A 20,455-nucleotide genomic window follows, 5' to 3' on the forward strand; every position below is an offset into this window, starting at 1 on the left:
AAGCAAAGCAAGTTGGGAGAGGGACAACGAATTTTAAAAGAATTCTGTCCATCTCCCTTTTTTCATGCATTTAAATTTAGAAAACAACTTTCTTGCTTAATTTAATGATTAGTAGTATATTTATTATACTTAATATAAATAATAAATAAAGATGACCCTTTCATCTTAGGAGGCACTACATTATGAATGCATTTCACACTACTGAAGCAACACAAGTTACGAATATTACATTGAACGTTGAAGACTTAACTAAAATGACTAACTTTTATAAAAACATTCTTGGATTTTCAATTAAAGAACAAGACGACCAACACGTTATTTTCAATGTTGGCGCAAATGGACATACATTAACTTTACATTATCTTGAAGATGGACGTCGTCCAGGATTTAGAGAAGCTGGTTTGTTCCATATTGCTTACTTACTCCCTACACGTACAGATTTAGCAAACTTTTTATTCCACGCTAGTCGTTTAAACGTACCTGTAGGTGGTGGCGATCACCTTGTTAGTGAAGCATTATACTTTAATGATCCAGAAGGTAACGGCATTGAAGTATATCAAGATCGTCCATCTGAAGAATGGCAATGAGATGGTCATTTCGTAAAAATGGATACACTTGCTGTAGATGCAGATGATTTAATTGCACAACGTACAGAAGACGGTTGGGCTGGTTGGCCAGCTGATGGCAAAATCGGTCACTTACATCTTAAAACACACGATTTAGGACAGGCACGTGACTTTTATATTGAACAAATTGGATTAGAACATATTTCTAATTTCCCACAAGCCTTATTCATGTCTACACAAAATTATCATCATCATATCGCCGCTAATGTTTGGCAATCAAATCAAGTTAGAACAGATAATGACAATACTTACGGCTTAGTTCACTTTGATATCTATAAACCAAACGCTAAAGAAGAAAATATAACGTCACCTGAAGGTTTCGATATTACAATTCATAGTGATACAAGCGTAGTTCCTGGATAGAATGATTCGTTTAATCACTACTTGCCATCGTTTAATAAACATGTCATTTTAAAAGGATTGAGAGAAGATAAATGACTTTGTCTTCTCTCAATCCTTATTTTTTATGATTTCATATTATTTACTTCTCGCATTGCAAATTGACGGACTCGATTTTCATCCTCTTTAACCCATCCAGGTATTAAAAATGCATCAATAATCACCCAGATTAATGTTGGGATACCAAAGGTAAACCATGCTGTTAATATGGTAAGTACTAATAAACCTACTGCGGAACCCGTTTTACCATGATAAAAACGATGTCCACCAAATCCACCTAGGAAGAACCATAATACATAAGAGATAAGCGCTGTTTTTGAACGGTTCGCTACTTGTTGCTCAATATACGTTTTTTCTTCTAAATTCATCACATTGTCCCCATTCCTAAATATTAAATTAGTTGATGATTAAGCTATCAATTTAATCCTAATTCAAATCATATTATATTTATCAGGATGGTCACATATTGTCCTTAGCTTATTTTTTTATTCTTCAACAAGCTTGCGATACTTTCTTACTGTGTCAAAATCGCTATCTTTCGCTTTCTCATAGCCTTGATGTCCATAAATATCTGTCAGTATTGTTTGACCTTTCTTTGTTTTACTCATCTCTAAAAATGCGTTACTGATTTTTGTTTTCCATTGTTGATCCATATCACTACGCACTGAAATCGTATCATTAGGTATTTTTTCTGTTCTATAAATCACTTTAGTATCTTTATAGATATTTGGGTAATCACGTTTTAAATCTGCACGTGCATCCTGGTATGTTGCTACAGCATCGACATCACCATTTAACAATGCTATCAATGCTTGATCATGACCTTTGATTTGAGCAATTTTAATGTCATTTTGATGGATATGTACCTTTTTTAAGCTAGCCATAGGATAAATATATCCAGATGTAGATTCTGGATCTTGTAATCCTACCTTCTTACCTTTTAAATCTTCTAACGTCTGTAAATGACTATATTGACGTACTACAATTTGTGAACGATAGTAGTCGACCAATTTCGAAGTTGGATCTCCTTTATCATCTACCAAATAGCCTTTAGATTTTAATAGTACATCTGCAGCACCTTGATCATGCGCAATTGTATAAGACACAGGGGAAATAAAGGCCACATCTACTTTTTTTGATTTTAATGCTTCTACCATCGTATTATAGTTAGTTGCTATATGTACCTTCACAGGAATGCCTAATTCCTTTGATAGCAGTTGTTGTAAAGGTTTAACTTTAGCATCTAATGTCTTTGCATTTTGTGAAGGTACAAATTCAACATTTAGCGTTTCTGGTTTATAATCGTTTGAACGTTTGTCCTCTTTTGGTGAGCAACCACTGAGTGCGACGACAAGCACGATAAAGCTCATGAATAATACAATTATTTTTTTCATCATTTTTCCTTTTGTAAAATATAAATTTTAAAGACTTAAATTGTATTATAACGTATTTCTATTATAAAGAAGTGTAAATGTATAAAAAAGCTATCCACAAAGTCTTTGACTTTGCAGATAGCCCTGATTCAGTTTGTAACTGATATACGTATTAACTTAGTATAAGCCTTTAGTTTCATTACTTGTATCGATAAAGATGTTTTTAACTTGTTGATAGTTTTTGATTGCATCTTTATAAATTTCTCGACCGATACCTGATTTTTTATAACCGCCGAATGGTGCACCAGCTGGGAATTGATTGTACGTATTAATCCAAATACGACCTGTTCTTATCGCTTTAGCCACGTTTAATGCACGGTTAATATTTGTCGTGAAGATACCGCCTGCTAAACCATATTCAGAATCGTTCGCAATTTGGATTGCTTCTGCTTCATCTTCGAATTTCTCAACAACGACAACTGGTCCGAAAATTTCTTCTTGTGCCAATTGATGGCTATTGTCGTTAATTTCAATAATTGTTGGTTCGAAGAAATATCCTTTATCACGTCCATTGTCAGTTAAGCGATGACCACCTGTTAAGATATTGGCATTGCTATCTTCTTCGGCAATTTTAACGTAACTTTCAATTTTTTCAAGTTGTTCTGGACCTGTTTGCGCACTCATTTTGACATCTTCATCGAATGGGTCGCCTACTTTAATATTTTCAAACGCTTCTTTAAGTTTCGGCATTACTTTATCATAAATTGATGATTGGACTAATAAACGTGAGCCTGCACTACAAACCTCACCTTGGTTAAATAAGATACCTAATTGAACGCCTTCAATCACTAAATCTAAATTAGCATCATCAAAAATGATATTTGCACTTTTACCACCGAGTTCTAATGTTGTTGGTACAATGCGTTCAGCGCCTGCTTTAGCAACACCATAACCTACATCCGTAGAACCTGTGAATGATAATTTATTAACGCCTTCATGATTGAAAATCGCGTCACCTGATTCAGAACCTTTACCTGTTAAGATGTTCACAACACCTTTAGGTAATACGTCTTGGAAAATTTTTGCAAGTTCAATTAATGATAAAGGTGTTGAAGACGACGGTTGGATTACAATCGTATTACCTGCAGCTAATGCTGGCGCTAGTTTCCAAGAAGCTAACAGAATTGGGAAGTTCCATGCAACGACAGCACCAACGACACCAACTGGTTCATTGATCACTAAACTCATTGTATTGTCATCAATTTCATTGACTGAACCTTCATCAGTCGTTAATACACTTGCGAAATATTTAAATTGATTGGCTGTTAATGGCACATCAATTGTTGATGTTTCTCGATAAGGCTTACCATTTTGAAGTGATTCAATTGTCGCGAAGTGTTCAACCTTTTCGTGAATTCGACGACTAATTTCTAATAAATAATCCGCACGTTCTTCTTTAGATGTTTTACTCCAACTGTCAAAAGCATCTTGTGCAGCTTTAACTGCTTTATCAACATCAGATTTACTTGCTTTGGCTACTTTAGCTAAAGCTTCACCATTAGCGGGGTTAGTTACAGTTAATGTCTCTCCACTTTCACTTGCTTGAAATTCACCGTTGATAAATAAACCGTATTGTTCCTCTAAGAAATCTTTAACGTTTACTTTTGTCATTTTTCATCATCCCTTTATAAAAATTTATGAAAAACCATGTGTGCGTTGTGTTTACATCAAATGTAAGCGTTCGCTTAAAGCTAATGCTATTTTACCTTATTTAAATTTTTAAATACACTAACTTGCTTGTATTTCGTTTCCATATTTGTAAGTAGTTAAACATTAAGAACAGAGAGCGTCTGAGACATTGATTGATGTCCAAGACGCTCTCTTTACACTTTATTAAACCCATTCGATGACATCATCGGCTGGTTGACGTACTTTAGCTTTAGGATCATGTTTACGATAGCCAAACGCAACCATTACAGATGGCGCAAACTGTTCTGTATCTATAACTTGTTCTTCAGCTAAAATTTCAGTAACTTTATCTAAATCAAATCCTTCCATAGGACATGAATCAATACCTAATAATGCTGCAGATGTCATCATATTAGCTAAAGCAATATACGTTTGCTTACTTGCCCAATCTAACAATGTTCTCTCGTTATCGTTAATATGGAAACTCGTTTGAAAGTCATTGTATTTGTCTTCTACTGCTGGAATCGTACTTTCTTCATATTTTTTGATACTTCGAACGATATGTTGCACATAGTCTGAGTCAGCAGTCACATTTTTACGTGCAAGAATAATAACAAAACGACTAGCAGTGCTGAGTTGTTTTTGTGCACCCCAACTATAAGGTTTTAATTTCTCTTTTAAATCTTCATCCTCTAGAACAATAAAACGCCAAGGTTCTAACCCTAATGAACTTGGTGATAAGCGCCCCGTTTCCAATATTGTATGAAAATCTGAATCGCTCACATGTTTCTCTGGATCAAATTCCTTCGTTGCATGTCTGAAATTAAACGCGTTTAGGATTGTATCTTGCATCGAACTCATAAAATATTTCCTCCTTAGATTATACTAATTTGATTATATAAGACGTTTCCTTTAGCCTAAAGTTATACGCTTACAATTGTCATCAATTAAAAATAAATGGAAATTTACCATTTTTATGTGAAATTTTTAACAATTGAAAAATAAATTTCAATTTCCCTATTGATTTGTGAATAAATTCACAATATAATATATTTGTAAGTTAAGTAATAGAGATGTTTCAAATCATTATTCCTATTAATAATTCACATTTCTATAGACAACTTAGGAAAACTTATTTATTAATTATAAATTCATACAAAATGAAGTGAGGTTATTAAAATGACAAAAATTATGTTTTATGGAACTCGTGACTACGAGAAAAATGACGCTTTAAACTGGGGTAAAGCAAACAATGTTGAAGTTGTTACAACTGAAGAAATCTTAAGTGAAGATACAGTTGATTTAGCTAAAGGTTTCGATGGTGTCACTACAATGCAATTTGGTAAATTAGCAGAATCTGTTTATCCAAAACTTGAAGAATATGGAATTAAACAAATTGCTCAACGTACTGCTGGTTTCGACATGTACGATTTAGAATTAGCTAAAAAACATGGCATCATCATTTCAAATGTACCTAGCTACTCACCAGAAACAATTGCTGAATATTCAGTGTCTATCGCTTTACAATTAGTACGTCGTTTCCCTGCAATTGAAAAACGTGTTCAAGAACATAATTTCAAATGGGCTGCTCCTATCATGTCTACACCTGTTAAAAATATGACAGTGGCGATTATCGGTACAGGACGTATCGGTGCTGCAACTGGTAAAATTTATGCTGGTTTCGGAGCTAAAGTAGTAGGTTACGATGCATACCCTAACAATTCTTTAGACTTCTTAGAATATAAAGATTCAGTTGAAGAAGCAATTGCTGATGCTGATATCATTTCATTACACGTACCAGCAAACAAAGAAAGTTTCCACTTATTCGATGCTGATATGTTCGCTAAAGTGAAAAAAGGTGCAGTATTAGTAAATGCGGCTCGTGGTGCTGTTATTGATACACCAGAATTAATTAAAGCAGTTAACGATGGTACATTATACGGTGCTGCGATTGATACTTACGAAAACGAAGCAGACTACTTCACTTATGACTGGACTGGTAAAGACATCAAAGATGAAACTTTATTAGAATTAATTGAACATGAAAGTATTTTGGTCACTCCACATATCGCCTTCTTCTCTGATGAAGCTGTGAGAAATTTAGTTGAAGGCGGATTAAACGCAGCATTATCAGTTATTAATACTGGTAAATGTGAAACTCAATTAAACTAAGATATGTGTTTAATAAATAAAAATCAGGAGAACGCTTTAAGTTGCGTATTCTCCTGATTTTTTTAGTTATTTCAATACTTCTTGTTCTATCACTTGTAAGACGCCTTGTTCATCATTGCTAGGTGCGACTGCTTTGGCGATTTCAAATAATGTTTCATCATGACTATTAGCCATAACATAGCTGTGCTCAGCTAATTCAAGCATATCTTTATCATTGTTCGCATCTCCAAATGCCATCAAATCAGAAGCAGACATATCCCACGCTTTTAACAAGCGCTGAAGTGCTTGGCCTTTTGTCATATTTGGCATAATAATGTCTATACTATCATGTCCACTAGATACGAGTTTAATGATGTCGCTAAATTTCTCTTCTAGATCCTCATCTAATGTTGAATGTGTGTCTCTGTTGATATTTAATGCAATTTTGACATATTCATCTTCTGGCAAAGGTTGAAAAGAATCAATTTCCTCTAACTGGTGATAGTAGAAATGTGCATCTTTCTTAAAAGCTTCACTCGTGTCTTTCAATATATAGGCACTTTTCAATCCACAAACTATAAATTCTTTAATATTTCGCTCAATATTTAAATAATCAACCACTGCTTTGTAATTCGATGTATTAAAGCTACGATAATTGTATAGCGTATTTCCTTTATAGATCACTGCACCATTTTCAGAAATAAAGAACATATCTCTTTCGCCAAATATAGATTTTAGTTTCGCAAATTGATTGCCACTTGCGGCTATGAATTCTATATTACGTTCTTTTAACGCTTTGAAGATCTTCTCAAAACGGTCTTTATCATAATGCTTATTTGAATCTAAAAACGTGCCATCCATGTCTACTGCTATTGCTTTAACCATGTGTACTCCCCCTAGTCCGTTGTATTCACATTTATTATATCTGTCATCTCTTTAAGGTTGAAGTTTACGCTTTCATGATGAAACTATATTCACATTCTGAAATTGTATACAAACGCTAAAAATAACGTCCTTCATTTTGATAGCTAAATTAAAAAGAGTGAAACAGAATCCTTAATGAATGTACTGTTTCACTCCGATTAACTTACGTTTCTAAATTTAAGTAATGCTTAAATCCAAACACTTAAATGCTTTAACTTTTAAGGTAATTCATTATTTCACTTGTTTCGCAACAAATATTTTACGCTTTTCCCAAACGCCAGTTTGTTCATTATAATCATCACAAGTGATTAATGTTAATTGATTCTTCTCGCCTTTATGTTCATTAAGGACTTCCACTTGGTCTGGATTAACATCACGGATACTTGTCATTTTATATTCTCGTGTTTCATTCCCTATTTTAAAGTAAACCTTACTCCCTTTTTTAGCTGCTTTTAAATTAGTGAATTGGTAATGTGGTCGATCGGTAAATGTGTGACCAGCAATAGAAATATTCTGATCACTTAGTGACTCATCCTCTTCAGCAAAGCTTACACCGCGATTTAACTGTTCTGGTGTCGCGGGACCAGGGTAAACAGGTTCTTTAATTTCTGCATCTGGTACTGAAATATAACCAGCCATTTTAGATTTGTCTTTAGGAATTGTCGGCGTTTGCTTACTATTTGACTTATCGTTTTTATCATATTGTTCAATTTTGTTGTCGTTGTCTTTGTCATGTAAATAATTATCAATGTGTGGCTTAGCAAATAAATATATTGCTATTAAAATGAGGATGACCCCAATGATTGTCATCAATCGATTGATCCAATTCTTCATTATGTGTTACTCCTTTAACGTACTTTCTTAGGTCATAGTATATCATTTTTACTTCATAAGTTTAATTTAATTCATCGTGTCATATTTAATGACATACAGTTGCAACAAAACAATTCTCGCTATAAACTGAAACAAACTTTGAAAAGTAGGTGCCATAATGATTAGAGAAGCAGTACTTGAAGATTTACCGGCAATCTTAGCTATTTATAATGACGCAATATTACATTCAACAGCCGTTTATACCTATGATGTCCAAACGCTAGATGAACGAAAAGCTTGGTTTGATGCAAAACATCAAGCACAAGAACCGATATTTGTATTTGAATATGAAGGTAAAGCTGTGGGGTTTGCGACTTATGGTCAGTTTAGAAATTGGCCTGCCTATTTATATTCTATTGAACATTCAATCTATGTTGATCAATCGAATCGTGGCAAAGGCATTGCTTCCCAATTACTACAACATCTTATTGACGATGCGAGATCGAAGAATTATCGTACCATTGTAGCCGGTATCGATGCGTCGAATAACAGTAGTATCCAATTACATAAGAAGTTTAACTTTAAACATGCAGGCACCATTACGAATGTTGGCTACAAATTTAATCAATGGTTAGACCTAGCATTTTACCAATATGATTTACATGCAAAATAAAAACAGTCTGGGACACAAATAATATAATAATGCTATTTAGCAAATTCGCAGTAGCTGACTGAACTGAGAAGACGCTTAAATCAAGCTTTTCTCAGTTCTAGTCATCCTTGCGGGGGTGGGACAACGAATTTAAAAGAATTCTGTCCCGCTCCCTTCTTTTATCGTCTTTTTCAAAAAGGTCTTCTTTCTCGTGAAAAATTTCTTTTTTAAATAACGTTTCTATTTGTTTCCTCTTTTTCTCCGCAATCACAAAACCCACATAATAAAATAGGAATACAATAATCATACTTAATGACATTGATTGTAGTAAGAGATTCTCCCATGTTCCCTCGACAGTCCATAATTGTGTGATAGTTGTGTTAGTTACGAATACAAAAAAGATGATACATAACCTTAGCATATCATCATCCCCTTTTGAGTTATTTTATCTGTATTGGTGAAATTTTGCAATAACTTTTTTAATTTTCTGATAAATATATGCAATTTTAAATTGTTTATATGACACACCTATGACTAAATAAAAAAAGCCATCCTCAAATGCCTCACAGACATTCAAGAATGACTTATAACTATGGCGGGATTATGAGAAGCTATTCACTTCTGCTTCACCAAAGATTTTACGTTTGATTGCTTCACCAGTTGGTGTACCTGCTAAACCACCAAGTCCTGTTTCTCTTAATTCAGCTGGTAAGCCACGTCCTACTTTATCCATCGCTTCGATAACTTCATCCACTGGAATTCTACTTTCAACACCAGCTAATGCTAAGTCAGCAGAGATTAATGCGTTACCAGAACCAATTGCATTACGCATTACACATGGAATTTCAACTAAACCAGCTACTGGGTCACATACTAGACCAAGTAAGTTACTGATCGCTAGTGCCATTGCGTGACCAGATGCCTCAGGTTCACCACCGAAGATGGATACCGCAGCAGCTGCAGCCATTGCTGAAGCTGAACCAACTTCTGCTTGGCAACCACCTGTAGCACCTGCAACACTTGCGTTATTAGCAACAACGCGACCAAATAATGATGAAACGAATAAGAAATCTATCATTTGTTCTTCTGTAAGGTCATGTGTTTTTTCTAATTTAAATAATACGCCCGGAATCGTTCCGGAGGATCCAGCTGTTGGTGTTGCACAAATGATACCCATTGCTGCGTTTACTTCGTTAGTAGCAACGGCGCCTTTCACTGCTTCAACCATTTCATGGCCTGATAAAGCATGATTATTTTCATTATATTTAGCAAGTTTAATCGCATCTTGACCAGTATAACCTGTTACACTTTTAACGCCTTCGCCAGTTGATCCTTTAACTACAGCATCTCTCATGACGTCTAAGTTCTGTTTCATTGTTTCTCTAACTTCGTCACGTGTTTTACCTGAAAGTTCCATCTCTTCTTGGATCATAATATCTGCGAAAGACATTTTATTTTCGACTGCGTAGTCTATTGTTTCTCTAATTGAATCAAACATCTTTAATCCCCCTCTATTTAATATAGGATATATTTAAGTGACTATATTTTTCTTTAATTTGATCTAACGTTGATTCAGATAATGCCTTGTTTAGTGGTAATACTGCTAAACTGAAATTATCGCCCGTTTGTGTCATTTCTTCTTTTATGTCAGCACCAAGTTCACTTACATCATTGATAAAATGATTAACTTCTGATTTATTTGCCGCCCCATCCATTTCTAAGATAGGTAAACCATAGTTAAAATCAATGTCTAGACCTTCTACGCTAATGCGTTTTAATTTAATTGTACCGCCACCGATTGAATTCCCAATGACTTCAATGTGACGTCCATTACCTTCTGCAACAAGATACGCACAGTTAGGATGTTCACCAATACTGTCGCCTTCTTCTTCAATAATGTTCACTTCGATATTTTGGTCTTTAGCAATTGCTAATGAACTTTTAATACGACTATCAAAAGTGCTGTAACCCATTGCACCACCAACGATGGCTAAATCCGTACCGTGTCCTTGATGTGTTTGCGCAAAGGATTCGTAATAATGAATTGTGAGTTTATCTGGCTGTACGCCACCTAATACTGCATATGCAGCATTACCAATTTTAACTGCTCCTGCTGTATGAGAACTTGAAGGTCCCATCATGACAGGCCCAATAATATCAAATGCGCTTTGATAATCGTAGCTTTTTTTAGTAGCCATAATTAAACACTCTCCTTAGGTTGTTTCTGTTTACTAGGCAATTTAATACTCATGTCCATTAGGTTGAATTTTTTAATTAATGTACTGAAGATAAATGCTAAGATAACACTTACAACTGCAACTGTAACGATTGTGATAATTGATCTTGTAGCATCGTTAAATCCGAATAATACGATTGCACCTGCAATTGGTGTTGCCATACCTTTAACACCGATAACAAGTCCACTAAATGTTACGATACATGCGTTTACTACACCGATAATTGCGTTTGTACCATATAGTTGTAGAGGGTATTTTGCAATTAAATCAATTTGTGTTAATGGTTCAACAAACACTGCGAATGCTTTTGATTTACTTCCGCCAATGTTAAGTCTGCTGAATAATACATAGTTAACAAATGATGAACCTGTACATGTTAATGCACCGATAGCCATTGGTATACCAGTTAGTCCTAATAAACTCGTTAATACCATTGAACTTAGTGGTGTCATACCCGTTACAGGAATAACTAATCCTAAAATAACTGCTAATGCGTATGGATTGCTGTCTCCTACTGATGTAACTGCGCCACCGATTTGATGTAATACAGCCATAACCCCTGGGCTAATAGCTGTTGCTAAACCAAATACAACTGCTGGAGCAATTAAAATCACAGCAATTAAGTCCAAGCCTTCTGGTACTTTTTTCTCGATAAATTTAATACCGAATGAAATAAGGTACGCTGCGATAAATGCTGGTAATAATTTAAAGTCATGTAATACGAGACCAACAATGACTGCAAATACAGGTGAGATACCCATTTTCAAACAAGTTAAGATACCAACTGCAACACCTGCAAGACTTCCTGCTAAGTCTCCTATAGTTTGTAAAAATTCAATATGGAATACGCCACCAATAGCGTAACTTAGGAATGCTTGTGGTAAGAAAGTCGCACAAGCAGCTCCTGATAATGCTTGTAGTCCTTGTTTACCGTATGGCGCAAAGTTTAAGAATAGCGTCATAACGATAAGCACTAATACGAGTGTACCCACTCCTAAAATAATATTCATTCCCCAAAACCTCTTTCAATTTATTTAAGAACCATAGTCATACTACACCCTCTAGAAAACGATTTCAAGACTTATTCAGTGACAAAAATGTAAATTTGTGAAATAAATCACATTAAGAGACTTTTTGAGGATAAAATATTTTTAATTTGAAATCTTTTGAAAAAATCTAAATAATTTTAGTTATTTTACACCGCTAAAACTACCTTTGTAATCCTTTTCAAGGCAACACTAATATTTGTAATAATTAGTTAAATTGTACACATTTATTTTGTTATATATCCACTTTAACGTGTCAATTTATAGTTACATAACAAACTGCTCACAAATGAAAAAATTGTAAAATTTAAATTATTAAGTTTTTAGCACAATAAACGGGCGTGGAGCAGAATTTGTTATGAATTCATTGTTCCACGCCCAACTTGCTTGGCTTGTAGTATTGCTTCTTATCATCTTTTTATTGCGTTCTCTCCTAAAAGGCTAACGCTCATTTGGTTCTATCCTAATTGTCGATTTGAATGATTAATCTTCAATCTTTAATAAAGCTTCTGTTAATTGATGTGTGTGATGGTAAATGTCTTTGTATACTTTATAATATGCTTCATATTGTGCGTGTCTTGTAGCGTCTGGTTCAAAGGTTTGAGCAACATCAATAAATTTCTCAACACATGCATCAAAGCTATCAAACCAGTTCAATCCATAAGCTGCAATCATCGCCGCGCCCATACTTGGCCCTTCTTCATGTTTCAATTTTCTGATCGTCGCATTGAAAATATCTGCTTGCATTTGTAACCAAAATGAACTTTTGGCACCGCCACCGATTGAAGTGATATGCGTTATCGTCTTACCTGCTTCTCGCATTAATTGTATAGAGTCATATAATGAGAAGGTAATACCTTCTAGCACTGCTCTCGCAAAATCCGCTTTCTTATGGCTGCCATTAATACCAATAAAACTGCCACGTATAAATGCATCTCCATGTGGTGTACGTTCACCTGCCAAATATGGTGCAAATAATAAATGGTTAGCGCCAATGGCTGACGTACTGGCTTGTTGAACAATATCATCAAAGCTATCCTGTTCAAAGAAGGTTTGTTTAAGCCAATTTAAACTGTAACCCGCAGCTAACGTCACACCCATAGCATAAAATGTTTGAGGCACACTATGATCAAAGAAATGGATATTGTTAGTGTATTCAGTATAACCTTCACTTTCTACATTAAGGACAACACCAGAAGTTCCGATACTACAAAGCGTATCATTACCATTGATGATACCCGCTCCAATTGCGCCACAGGCATTATCTCCCCCACCAGCATAAACTTTCACAGGTGATTTAAAACCAAGTGTTTCCACTAGTTCTGAGCGTACTTCGCCAACCGCTTCTGTCGAACGCACTAAAGGTGGGTAAATATCTCCAATACCTAAACGTTCACCAACATCTTTAGTCCAATCATGTGTTTTTGGACTTAATAATAGTGTACTCGCCGCATCTGAATATTCCATATGTATTTGGCCTGTTAAACAATAACGCACATAGTCCTTAGGCAATACGAAGACACTCACTTGTTCCCATAATGATGGCTCATGTTGTTTCATCCAAAGCATCTTAGGTAACGTAAACCCTTCAAGTATTGGATTGCCATTTAATCTTTCTCCATATATGTCTTTGATTTGCATACATTGTTCGGAGTTGCGTGTGTCATTCCAAAGAATCGCGTGACGTACTGGTTGATGATTGCTATCTAGAGGCACTAAGCCATGCATTTGCCCTGAAAATGATAGCCCTTTAACACTATAATTTGCCATTTCAGGTGCTTGATTTATACGTTTAATCCCTTGTTTCACCGCTTCAAACCATTCATTTGGATCTTGTTCACTATAGCCAGCACGGCTTTGTATCAAGGTTAAAGGTTCACTTGTCGAAGCAATCACTTCACCCTGTCGATTAACCGCAATGATTTTAACTGCACTGGTACCCAAGTCAATTCCTAATACTACGTCTTCCACAACCATTCCACCTTTATCAATCAATTGTAAGCGCACATTTCCTTACATATTAAGTAAGCAATTCAATATCTTTTTATTTTATATAAATTTTAAATTAAATTCAAAACCTTTATATTTATCATATCGATTCTGCTGATATTTTCAATAGTAAACTAAGATTTAAAATCTTTTTCAATAAAAAATGAAGCAAGGGTGGAACAGAATTCACTTTGAATTCATTGTCCCACCCCCATAATAATGACTAAACATCGATTATGTTGATATACATTGCTTCTCAGTTTAGCCAACACATGCACATTGATACTAAACTATCAAACGTTTTGGAACCAATTGCTTACGATGCTTTTTCTAATAGATCACAATTATCTATTACCCACATCTTGGCCAATTTCAACCGTTTGATCATTTTTATTATAAATGGCGCCTTGAACACTACCAAAGTTAGCGTCATTACGTTTTTCTTGAATGCCGTAGCCCATACTCTTGAAGATATTAATATCTTCATCGCTCGTTGCATTTTCATAATAAATCGTACCGCCATCATTATAGAAACGTGGTTTATCAATAGATTCTTGTAAGGTACCATTTCCTCTAAGGTAGTCAATAAGTACTTCGTTTAAAATCGTAGGAATTTTGTTTCCGCCTGGTGTACCAATACCCATATAGAAATCTGGTCCAACAACAATCGATGGTGACGTATATGAACGTGGTGCTTTATGTTTATCACCATAGTTTGGACTATTCGGATCACTTGAGAAGTTTGTTAACGAGTTGTTCATATAGAAGCCTTGCTTCATAAATTTACCTGCGCCAAAGAAACTAGATAATGTATTCGTTGTACTAGCGACTTTACCATTCTTATCAATCACTACGAAATGCGTTGTACTCGTAGTATCAAGTGACGTATCAAAGTCACTGTTCGTTTCATTGCCACCACTGTTAACATTATTTAAGTTATCTAATAAATAGTCTTCTGATAAATGTGAATCACTATTTGCTTCTTGACCATTAACGATATCCCTATTTCGATACATTACATCACGTGATTTAACAATACCATTAATGTAATCTGCTCTATCATTGCTCGAATTGGCACTTTCATCAATTTTCAATCCTTGTAACATTAAAGCACCACCTAAAGGGTTTGAAGCAGAGTAGATTGTGTTATTGAAATATTTGGTTGCTACAGGTCGTTTTTCTTCAGTTTTAAATGTTGAAAAGTCTTTTTCAGTTAATTCACTATCGACTTGTTTAGATATACTTTTAGCGATGTCTTTATAAAAATAATCAGGCCCTTTATCTCTAATACCTTTAATTGTTTTAGCTAATGCAGGTTGTTTCACCACATCACCTTCACGTACCGTACGTTTTCCTTTAAAGAATGGAGAATTACGGTCGATATCTGATCCATAAATTTTTAAACTACGTTCCAATTCTGAATCCACTTCGAAACCATCTTCGGCTAATGGCACAATATAACTGAATATTTTCTTCTCGTCCATTTTACCTTCACGTTGATGCATATCATGCATACCTCTAACGAATCCTGGCGTACCCATTTCATCGCCTTTCTTATAATTATAAGAAGACAATGTTTTATATTCATACATCTTAGGTTCTTCACCATCATTACCATTGTATGTAAGTGTGGCACCACCGCCACCTAATCCTGATGAGTGTGGTTCCGTTACTGCTAATGCATAGGAAACACCTACAGCCGCATCTACTGCATTACCACCATCTTCAATAATTTTATTTCCGACACGTGTGGCAATAGGGTTATTTGATGCTACACCATATTTTTTACTACTGCCAGAGGATTTATGATCTGCAATTTTATTTTCGAATAGTGTATCTTTATCAGGATTGTCTTCTTTATTGAAATAGTAAAAGACAAAGGATATCAAAATGGTGATAACTAAAATGACTGATAATGTCACTTTACTATAAATATTCATACTAACTGGCCCCTTTAGATAAATATTGCTCCGTTGCATCTTTTAATTCATTTTTCTCAAAATTATCAAGGCCTTCGTTCGCTTTGGCAAACGTTACCATTAACAGAATTGCAATTATAATGAGCGTTGTTACAATACCTAACCAATGCTTTTTAATATTCAAAGGTATATCCTCCATTCTCCTTTTTAAGGTGAATTGATTTGTCGTTAATATTATTGTAATAACGTTGTGCCTCTACCTTGTTCATGTTGTCTTTTGTTATCTTGCCATCTGCGCCACGTACTGGCGTAATGCTGAATTTATGATGTTGTCCATTCCAATCGTGTTGAACGACCATCCCTTTTTGATTTTTAGATAGGAATGAATCTGACGTTAAATTACCTAAACTATAAAAGATACTCGCATTTTTATATTTTTCAACTTTTTGAACGACCGAATTATGGCCGATGATGACATCTGCGCCAGATTGCACTAAAGCATGTGCATACTCTTTTTGACGATCCGTTACACTACGTTCATTCGTAATACCCCAATCCACGTTAACAACAACTAAATCATTATTTTCCTTTAAATTTTTAATCAGCGGAACAAAGATTTTAGGATCTAAACTAATAGATGTTGTATTTTTAAGTGGATCCTCATAATTCGAACCTACATCCGTAAATGACACATTGGCTATTTTTTTGCCTTTTACCGTTTGTTGTACCGTTTTACTGTTAATTGGATTCGAACCGTTGCCAGTCATAAAGTTATAATCGGTTTGCGCTTCCACTTGTTTACTCAAATCTTGGGCTTGCACATTATCAATCGTGTTATTGATTAAATTGACACTTTTAATATTTTGCTTTTTCAAGAACATAATATTCTCAATATTTTTCTTAATATTCGTTTTCGGATCATTTGAGAAATGGCTTACTAAGAGTGACGCCGTTGAGAAGTCACTGTGTTGAAGTGGTTGTTTCAAGCCATTAAACACATCGTTAAGATCCATTTGTCTAAAATGTTTATTCAATGTGATATTACCTAAATATGTACTACGAATATAATCATTACCTGAGCTTGGCATAGCCTCAACTGGCTCAACTTTCACAGCTCTAATAGCGAATACCAGAAGTACAAGTGCAACAATTAAAACGATAAGTGTATAAATGAAGTTAAGGCGTTTGTGTCGTTTAGATTGCTTAAGTAACCATTCGCTCGCTGATAACCGTTTTTTCTTTTTCATTACTCTGCGCTCCTTGCTCGCGATTAATTAATAAAGCTATATAAGAATAAGATGACATACGTGATACAAGTAAGTAACATCGTTGTTGACAACGTGATCACGACACCTTGTTTTTGAATTGTATTCGCAATGATCCCTGGAATAACGACACCAATACCAGACACTTGAACCATTTCAAATGGCGTCAATGGATAAATCAAGTCGAATAGGAATTTAAGAACCATCCCAGTTAAAATCATCGCCGCAAATTTTCTTCTTCCGTACAAAATAACCCATCTACTAATACCATATGTAACGATGAAAAATGTTAAACAACTAATAATTAACACAGATAATAACATGATGGGCTGATCGAATATAAGTGCCAAATAGCCTGGTACAACGAGCCCTGCTGGATTAATCCCAAATTTCTCGGCAAATATTAAACTTAATACGATACCGACAAATAGGGAGAAGTATAATTCTGAACCTATCATTTTATTCTATCCCTTCTATAAATTCTGCTATTCTACCACCTGGACCATGAATATTACCTACACAGAAAATGAGTGCATTGTGTGATTCTTGCATGATGGCTTTTTCAATTTCTGGGAACTCACGGTTTTCAAAATTAAGATATTTTTTGTCAGGTAAGTGTTGCATTAAGTCTGTCACCATTTGCGTACTTTTACCGGTACAAATCAGTGTGTCAAAGTCTACATCGTCAATAAAGTTCTCAACAAATTGACGTGTTCTATCTACCCTGTCTGAACGACAATTTAAAATAACTACTTTTTTGGTATATGGATAGTTGTAAGATTCAACTTTGTTCAAAATCGCTTTAGTCGATTGTGGTTCATTGGCAGCAAATGCGTTAACAAATACATTTCGTGTGCGATTTGCATTAAAATATTTAATTTCTACTGCGCCAGGATCTGGTGGTGCATTTAACATACCTCTTAATGCAGTATCCTTATCTATCCCAACAGCTTGCGCAACGCCTAATGCGATCGCAACGTTATCTGGAAAGACAAGATAAGGGAACTTTCTTAAATAGGATTCAGGAATTTTATCTTTATCGACAACGATTAACTTCGTTTTTCGTTTTTTAGCTTCTTTTGCGAAAAATTTAGTATAATCGTCTTTCATCACAACTAATGTCCCTTTGTATGGAATTGTTGCAGTAAACGCTTGTGCAACATCTTGAAGCGTAGGTCCAAGCACATCCATGTGGTCTTCCATAACATTGACGATAACGCCAATATTGGCTTTGACTAAGTCCTGTTGAAAGGTAATCTGATAATCTGGATTAACTGCCATACATTCGTTCACTAGCGCCTCGGCTCTTTGTTTAACCACTTTGCGCACGATGTCACGTTGTTCCCCAATATTAGCACCTTGGGGTTTCCTAATGACTGGATATTCTTTGTCAGTAAACCAATATAACATTCGGGCATCTGTTCCTGTCGTTTTACCTATCACATGATAATGATCCTCTCTTAGAATGCTATAAATCATTCTAGTGATAGTTGATTTACCTCGAATACCGTTAATGTTGATTCTAATCGGAATCTTATTAAGTCGATTTGTATGACGCTTTTTCTCTTTAATACCGAGCCATAAAATCAATGCGATACAAATTATAATGAGAATCACAGTATAGTCCCTCTCTTTGATTGTTTTTAATATTAAGTTGTCTAAACACGTATTGCGTTAATATGTATATCAAAAGTGATGTTTCAACACTTTCTATAGAAGTTGTTAATTAATAAAACGTCTTTTCTATCATGAACACCTTAAACGAATTATTACTTCTAATAAGGGTATGCTATCATTTACGTATTTAGTCAGTTTTAATATTGTAAATCTAATGTAAAATTATATTAACAAAGATTAATTTTTTTAGAAATGTTCAATAATTTAAAATTACAAATAAAGACTAATTTTAAAAATATTTTTCTAAATTTAATATTTACTATGTGTTATCTGATAAATCATTAAATATTTACGCCATATTTACATTAGATTAAAATTCTGATGTTACTTTAAAGGTAAATAAAGATACAACTTTAGGAGGATACTGATGGGTAAACCTTTGACTAAACCTGTGAAAATAGCAATTGGCATCTATTTAGCAATGGTATTATTCGTTTGTTCAAGCTATTTAGTATTTATTCTTGTAGGTAGCTTACAAGGAAACGATATGAGTAATTCAGTTTTAGACACAGACCATCAACACATTAATAGTGTTACTAAAGATTCTAACGAAGGCATCGATGATACAAAGTTAAACAAAGCATCTGCAACGCGTGATGATGTTGCGAAAGAAGAAATGACTTTAAATTCAAATGATACAATTTTAAATACAGATACCGAAAAAGTAGGCGCACATTCATCTGATTGATGAACATTGCACCTACTTTATTTTAAATGTTTCGCATATTTGATTTGGAATTGCTTCGGTGTAAGCGAATATTTATGTTTAAAACTTTGTATAAAATAACTTGTTGTTGAAAAACCACAATCCATCGCTACTTCAGTCACATTTCGATGATGATACATCAGCTGCTTTGCACTTTGCTCTAGGCGATAGTTTTGTAAAAAGTTCAATGGTGTGTCCCCTGCAAATCGTTTAAATAACTTGATTGTTTCCGCCTCACTCATATGAACCATACGACTTAATTCGCTAAGTTTAACTTTTTTATAATAATGACTTTGTAAGTATTGAATACATTGCTTCACTCTTGGATCAAAGAAATATTGAGTGACTTGTTGATACTGATCAAAGATATTTAACAGGTGATTTAAACATTGATAAAATTCACTAAGAATTTGTAGTTGAAAATAACCTTTTTGAGCGATATAAATTTGCCCTACTTTCTCAATCCGTTTCAATAAATGGATGCTCTCTTCATCATTTGGACTTAATTTAATAAACGGAATAGACTGCGCTTGATCTACAATATGACTAACATACGTAAAGTTAATATATTCTGTAACATTAGGTAATCCAATATTCCAGCAATAAAAACGCGCCCCTTCATCTACATCATGAATTTCATGTACAACGTTGGAGTTAATAAATAATCCTTCACCCTCATGAATCACTAGTGTATTTTCTGCTAACTTCACCTGAATTATCCCATCTGTCACATACATAAATTGTAATGCATAATGCCAATGTAGCGGTATATAGCCGAGTAATGTCTTATTTAGCGTCGTATGTAAAATAACATGTGGCCAACGACGATCAGGATAATTAATCTTTTCTTCTAAATTTGCATTTACAGTCATTTCAGACGTCATCTGTAATCACCTCAATATTTTGATACTTTTACTCATTATTTGAGTATTATCCATTTCATAAACATTATATTATGAGATTTATAATAAAACAAAATACAGATGGAG

Annotated in this window: 19 protein-coding genes and 2 pseudogenes; 4 read left to right on the plus strand and 17 right to left on the minus strand. The window is 34.5% G+C overall.

The genetic code is table 11. The features are described from left to right. Nucleotides 1–182: 182 nt before the first annotated feature. Nucleotides 183–989 (plus strand): annotated as a pseudogene (locus HMPREF3239_RS03525) (VOC family protein). Between the two features lie 101 nt (nt 990–1,090). Here HMPREF3239_RS03525 and HMPREF3239_RS03530 read toward each other — a convergent pair. From HMPREF3239_RS03530 to HMPREF3239_RS03545, 4 genes are all read right to left on the minus strand, one after another. After that, the gene (locus tag HMPREF3239_RS03530) at nt 1,091–1,393 is read right to left on the minus strand and encodes a TM2 domain-containing protein (RefSeq protein WP_070854732.1); all 303 of its coding nucleotides are present in this window, start codon (nt 1,391–1,393) and stop codon (nt 1,091–1,093) included. 117 nt (nt 1,394–1,510) lie between these two features. Next, nucleotides 1,511–2,419, minus strand: a complete 909-nt coding sequence (locus HMPREF3239_RS03535; RefSeq protein ID WP_070854733.1) for a phosphate/phosphite/phosphonate ABC transporter substrate-binding protein — start codon at nt 2,417–2,419, stop codon at nt 1,511–1,513. 156 nt (nt 2,420–2,575) lie between these two features. Further along, nucleotides 2,576–4,069 carry an aldehyde dehydrogenase family protein gene (locus HMPREF3239_RS03540; RefSeq protein ID WP_070854734.1) on the minus strand — a complete coding sequence of 498 codons (1,494 nt, stop codon included), beginning with the start codon at nt 4,067–4,069 and terminating at the stop codon, nt 2,576–2,578. Between the two features lie 222 nt (nt 4,070–4,291). Further along, nucleotides 4,292–4,948 carry an NAD(P)H-dependent oxidoreductase gene (locus HMPREF3239_RS03545; protein WP_070854735.1) on the minus strand — a complete coding sequence of 219 codons (657 nt, stop codon included), beginning with the start codon at nt 4,946–4,948 and terminating at the stop codon, nt 4,292–4,294. Nucleotides 4,949–5,266: 318 nt separating this feature from the next. Between HMPREF3239_RS03545 and HMPREF3239_RS03550 the strand changes: the two genes are divergently transcribed. Continuing rightward, nucleotides 5,267–6,259 carry a D-lactate dehydrogenase gene (locus HMPREF3239_RS03550; protein ID WP_053028806.1) on the plus strand — a complete coding sequence of 331 codons (993 nt, stop codon included), beginning with the start codon at nt 5,267–5,269 and terminating at the stop codon, nt 6,257–6,259. A 66-nt stretch (nt 6,260–6,325) separates the two neighbouring features. Here the strand turns inward: HMPREF3239_RS03550 and HMPREF3239_RS03555 are convergent, their stop codons facing one another. Beyond that, nucleotides 6,326–7,123: a Cof-type HAD-IIB family hydrolase gene (locus tag HMPREF3239_RS03555; RefSeq protein WP_053028808.1), complete on the minus strand. Its 798-nt coding sequence runs from the start codon at nt 7,121–7,123 to the stop codon at nt 6,326–6,328. 270 nt (nt 7,124–7,393) lie between these two features. Next, nucleotides 7,394–7,996 (minus strand): class A sortase SrtA, encoded by a 603-nt coding sequence (gene srtA / locus HMPREF3239_RS03560; protein WP_053028810.1) that lies wholly within the window; start codon nt 7,994–7,996, stop codon nt 7,394–7,396. A gap of 157 nt (nt 7,997–8,153) precedes the next feature. Between srtA and HMPREF3239_RS03565 the strand changes: the two genes are divergently transcribed. Continuing rightward, complete coding sequence (locus HMPREF3239_RS03565) at nt 8,154–8,648, plus strand: GNAT family N-acetyltransferase (protein WP_053028812.1); 495 nt, start codon at nt 8,154–8,156, stop codon at nt 8,646–8,648. 232 nt (nt 8,649–8,880) lie between these two features. Here HMPREF3239_RS03565 and HMPREF3239_RS12590 read toward each other — a convergent pair. The 10 genes and pseudogenes from HMPREF3239_RS12590 to pgsB form a co-directional block, all read right to left on the minus strand. After that, a pseudogene (locus tag HMPREF3239_RS12590) lies at nt 8,881–9,048 on the minus strand (hypothetical protein); the annotation flags it as partial. A gap of 180 nt (nt 9,049–9,228) precedes the next feature. Then, nucleotides 9,229–10,125, minus strand: a complete 897-nt coding sequence (gene sdaAA / locus HMPREF3239_RS03575; RefSeq protein WP_053028816.1) for an L-serine ammonia-lyase, iron-sulfur-dependent, subunit alpha — start codon at nt 10,123–10,125, stop codon at nt 9,229–9,231. A gap of 13 nt (nt 10,126–10,138) precedes the next feature. Next, on the minus strand, nt 10,139–10,825 hold the full coding sequence (locus HMPREF3239_RS03580; protein ID WP_053028817.1) for a serine dehydratase beta chain: 687 nt from the start codon (nt 10,823–10,825) through the stop codon (nt 10,139–10,141). A gap of 2 nt (nt 10,826–10,827) precedes the next feature. Continuing rightward, a complete protein-coding gene (locus HMPREF3239_RS03585; RefSeq protein ID WP_070854737.1) occupies nt 10,828–11,874 on the minus strand; it encodes a PTS sugar transporter subunit IIC in 1,047 nt (348 codons plus the stop codon). Between the two features lie 519 nt (nt 11,875–12,393). After that, a complete protein-coding gene (xylB, locus tag HMPREF3239_RS03590; protein WP_176747941.1) occupies nt 12,394–13,887 on the minus strand; it encodes a xylulokinase in 1,494 nt (497 codons plus the stop codon). 356 nt (nt 13,888–14,243) lie between these two features. Next, nucleotides 14,244–15,839 (minus strand): gamma-glutamyltransferase, encoded by a 1,596-nt coding sequence (locus HMPREF3239_RS03595; protein ID WP_070854739.1) that lies wholly within the window; start codon nt 15,837–15,839, stop codon nt 14,244–14,246. A 1-nt stretch (nt 15,840) separates the two neighbouring features. Continuing rightward, complete coding sequence (locus HMPREF3239_RS12420; protein ID WP_174841346.1) at nt 15,841–16,002, minus strand: hypothetical protein; 162 nt, start codon at nt 16,000–16,002, stop codon at nt 15,841–15,843. Then, nucleotides 15,992–17,065, minus strand: coding sequence for a CapA family protein (locus tag HMPREF3239_RS03600; RefSeq protein ID WP_053028825.1), 1,074 nt, complete (start codon nt 17,063–17,065; stop codon nt 15,992–15,994). The genes HMPREF3239_RS12420 and HMPREF3239_RS03600 overlap by 11 nt, the downstream gene beginning before the upstream one ends. A gap of 23 nt (nt 17,066–17,088) precedes the next feature. After that, nucleotides 17,089–17,541 (minus strand): poly-gamma-glutamate biosynthesis protein PgsC, encoded by a 453-nt coding sequence (gene pgsC / locus HMPREF3239_RS03605; protein ID WP_053028826.1) that lies wholly within the window; start codon nt 17,539–17,541, stop codon nt 17,089–17,091. Between the two features lies 1 nt (nt 17,542). Further along, the gene (pgsB, locus tag HMPREF3239_RS03610; protein ID WP_053028827.1) at nt 17,543–18,700 is read right to left on the minus strand and encodes a poly-gamma-glutamate synthase PgsB; all 1,158 of its coding nucleotides are present in this window, start codon (nt 18,698–18,700) and stop codon (nt 17,543–17,545) included. A gap of 427 nt (nt 18,701–19,127) precedes the next feature. Here pgsB and HMPREF3239_RS03615 point away from each other — a divergent pair, with 427 nt between their 5' ends. Then, a complete protein-coding gene (locus HMPREF3239_RS03615; protein ID WP_070854740.1) occupies nt 19,128–19,448 on the plus strand; it encodes a hypothetical protein in 321 nt (106 codons plus the stop codon). A 17-nt stretch (nt 19,449–19,465) separates the two neighbouring features. Here the strand turns inward: HMPREF3239_RS03615 and HMPREF3239_RS03620 are convergent, their stop codons facing one another. Then, nucleotides 19,466–20,350 (minus strand): AraC family transcriptional regulator, encoded by an 885-nt coding sequence (locus HMPREF3239_RS03620; protein ID WP_053028829.1) that lies wholly within the window; start codon nt 20,348–20,350, stop codon nt 19,466–19,468. Nucleotides 20,351–20,455: the final 105 nt, after the last annotated feature.

The sequence above is a fragment of the Staphylococcus sp. HMSC34C02 genome (genome assembly GCF_001838705.1).
Taxonomy (GTDB): Bacteria; Bacillota; Bacilli; order Staphylococcales; family Staphylococcaceae; genus Staphylococcus; species Staphylococcus borealis.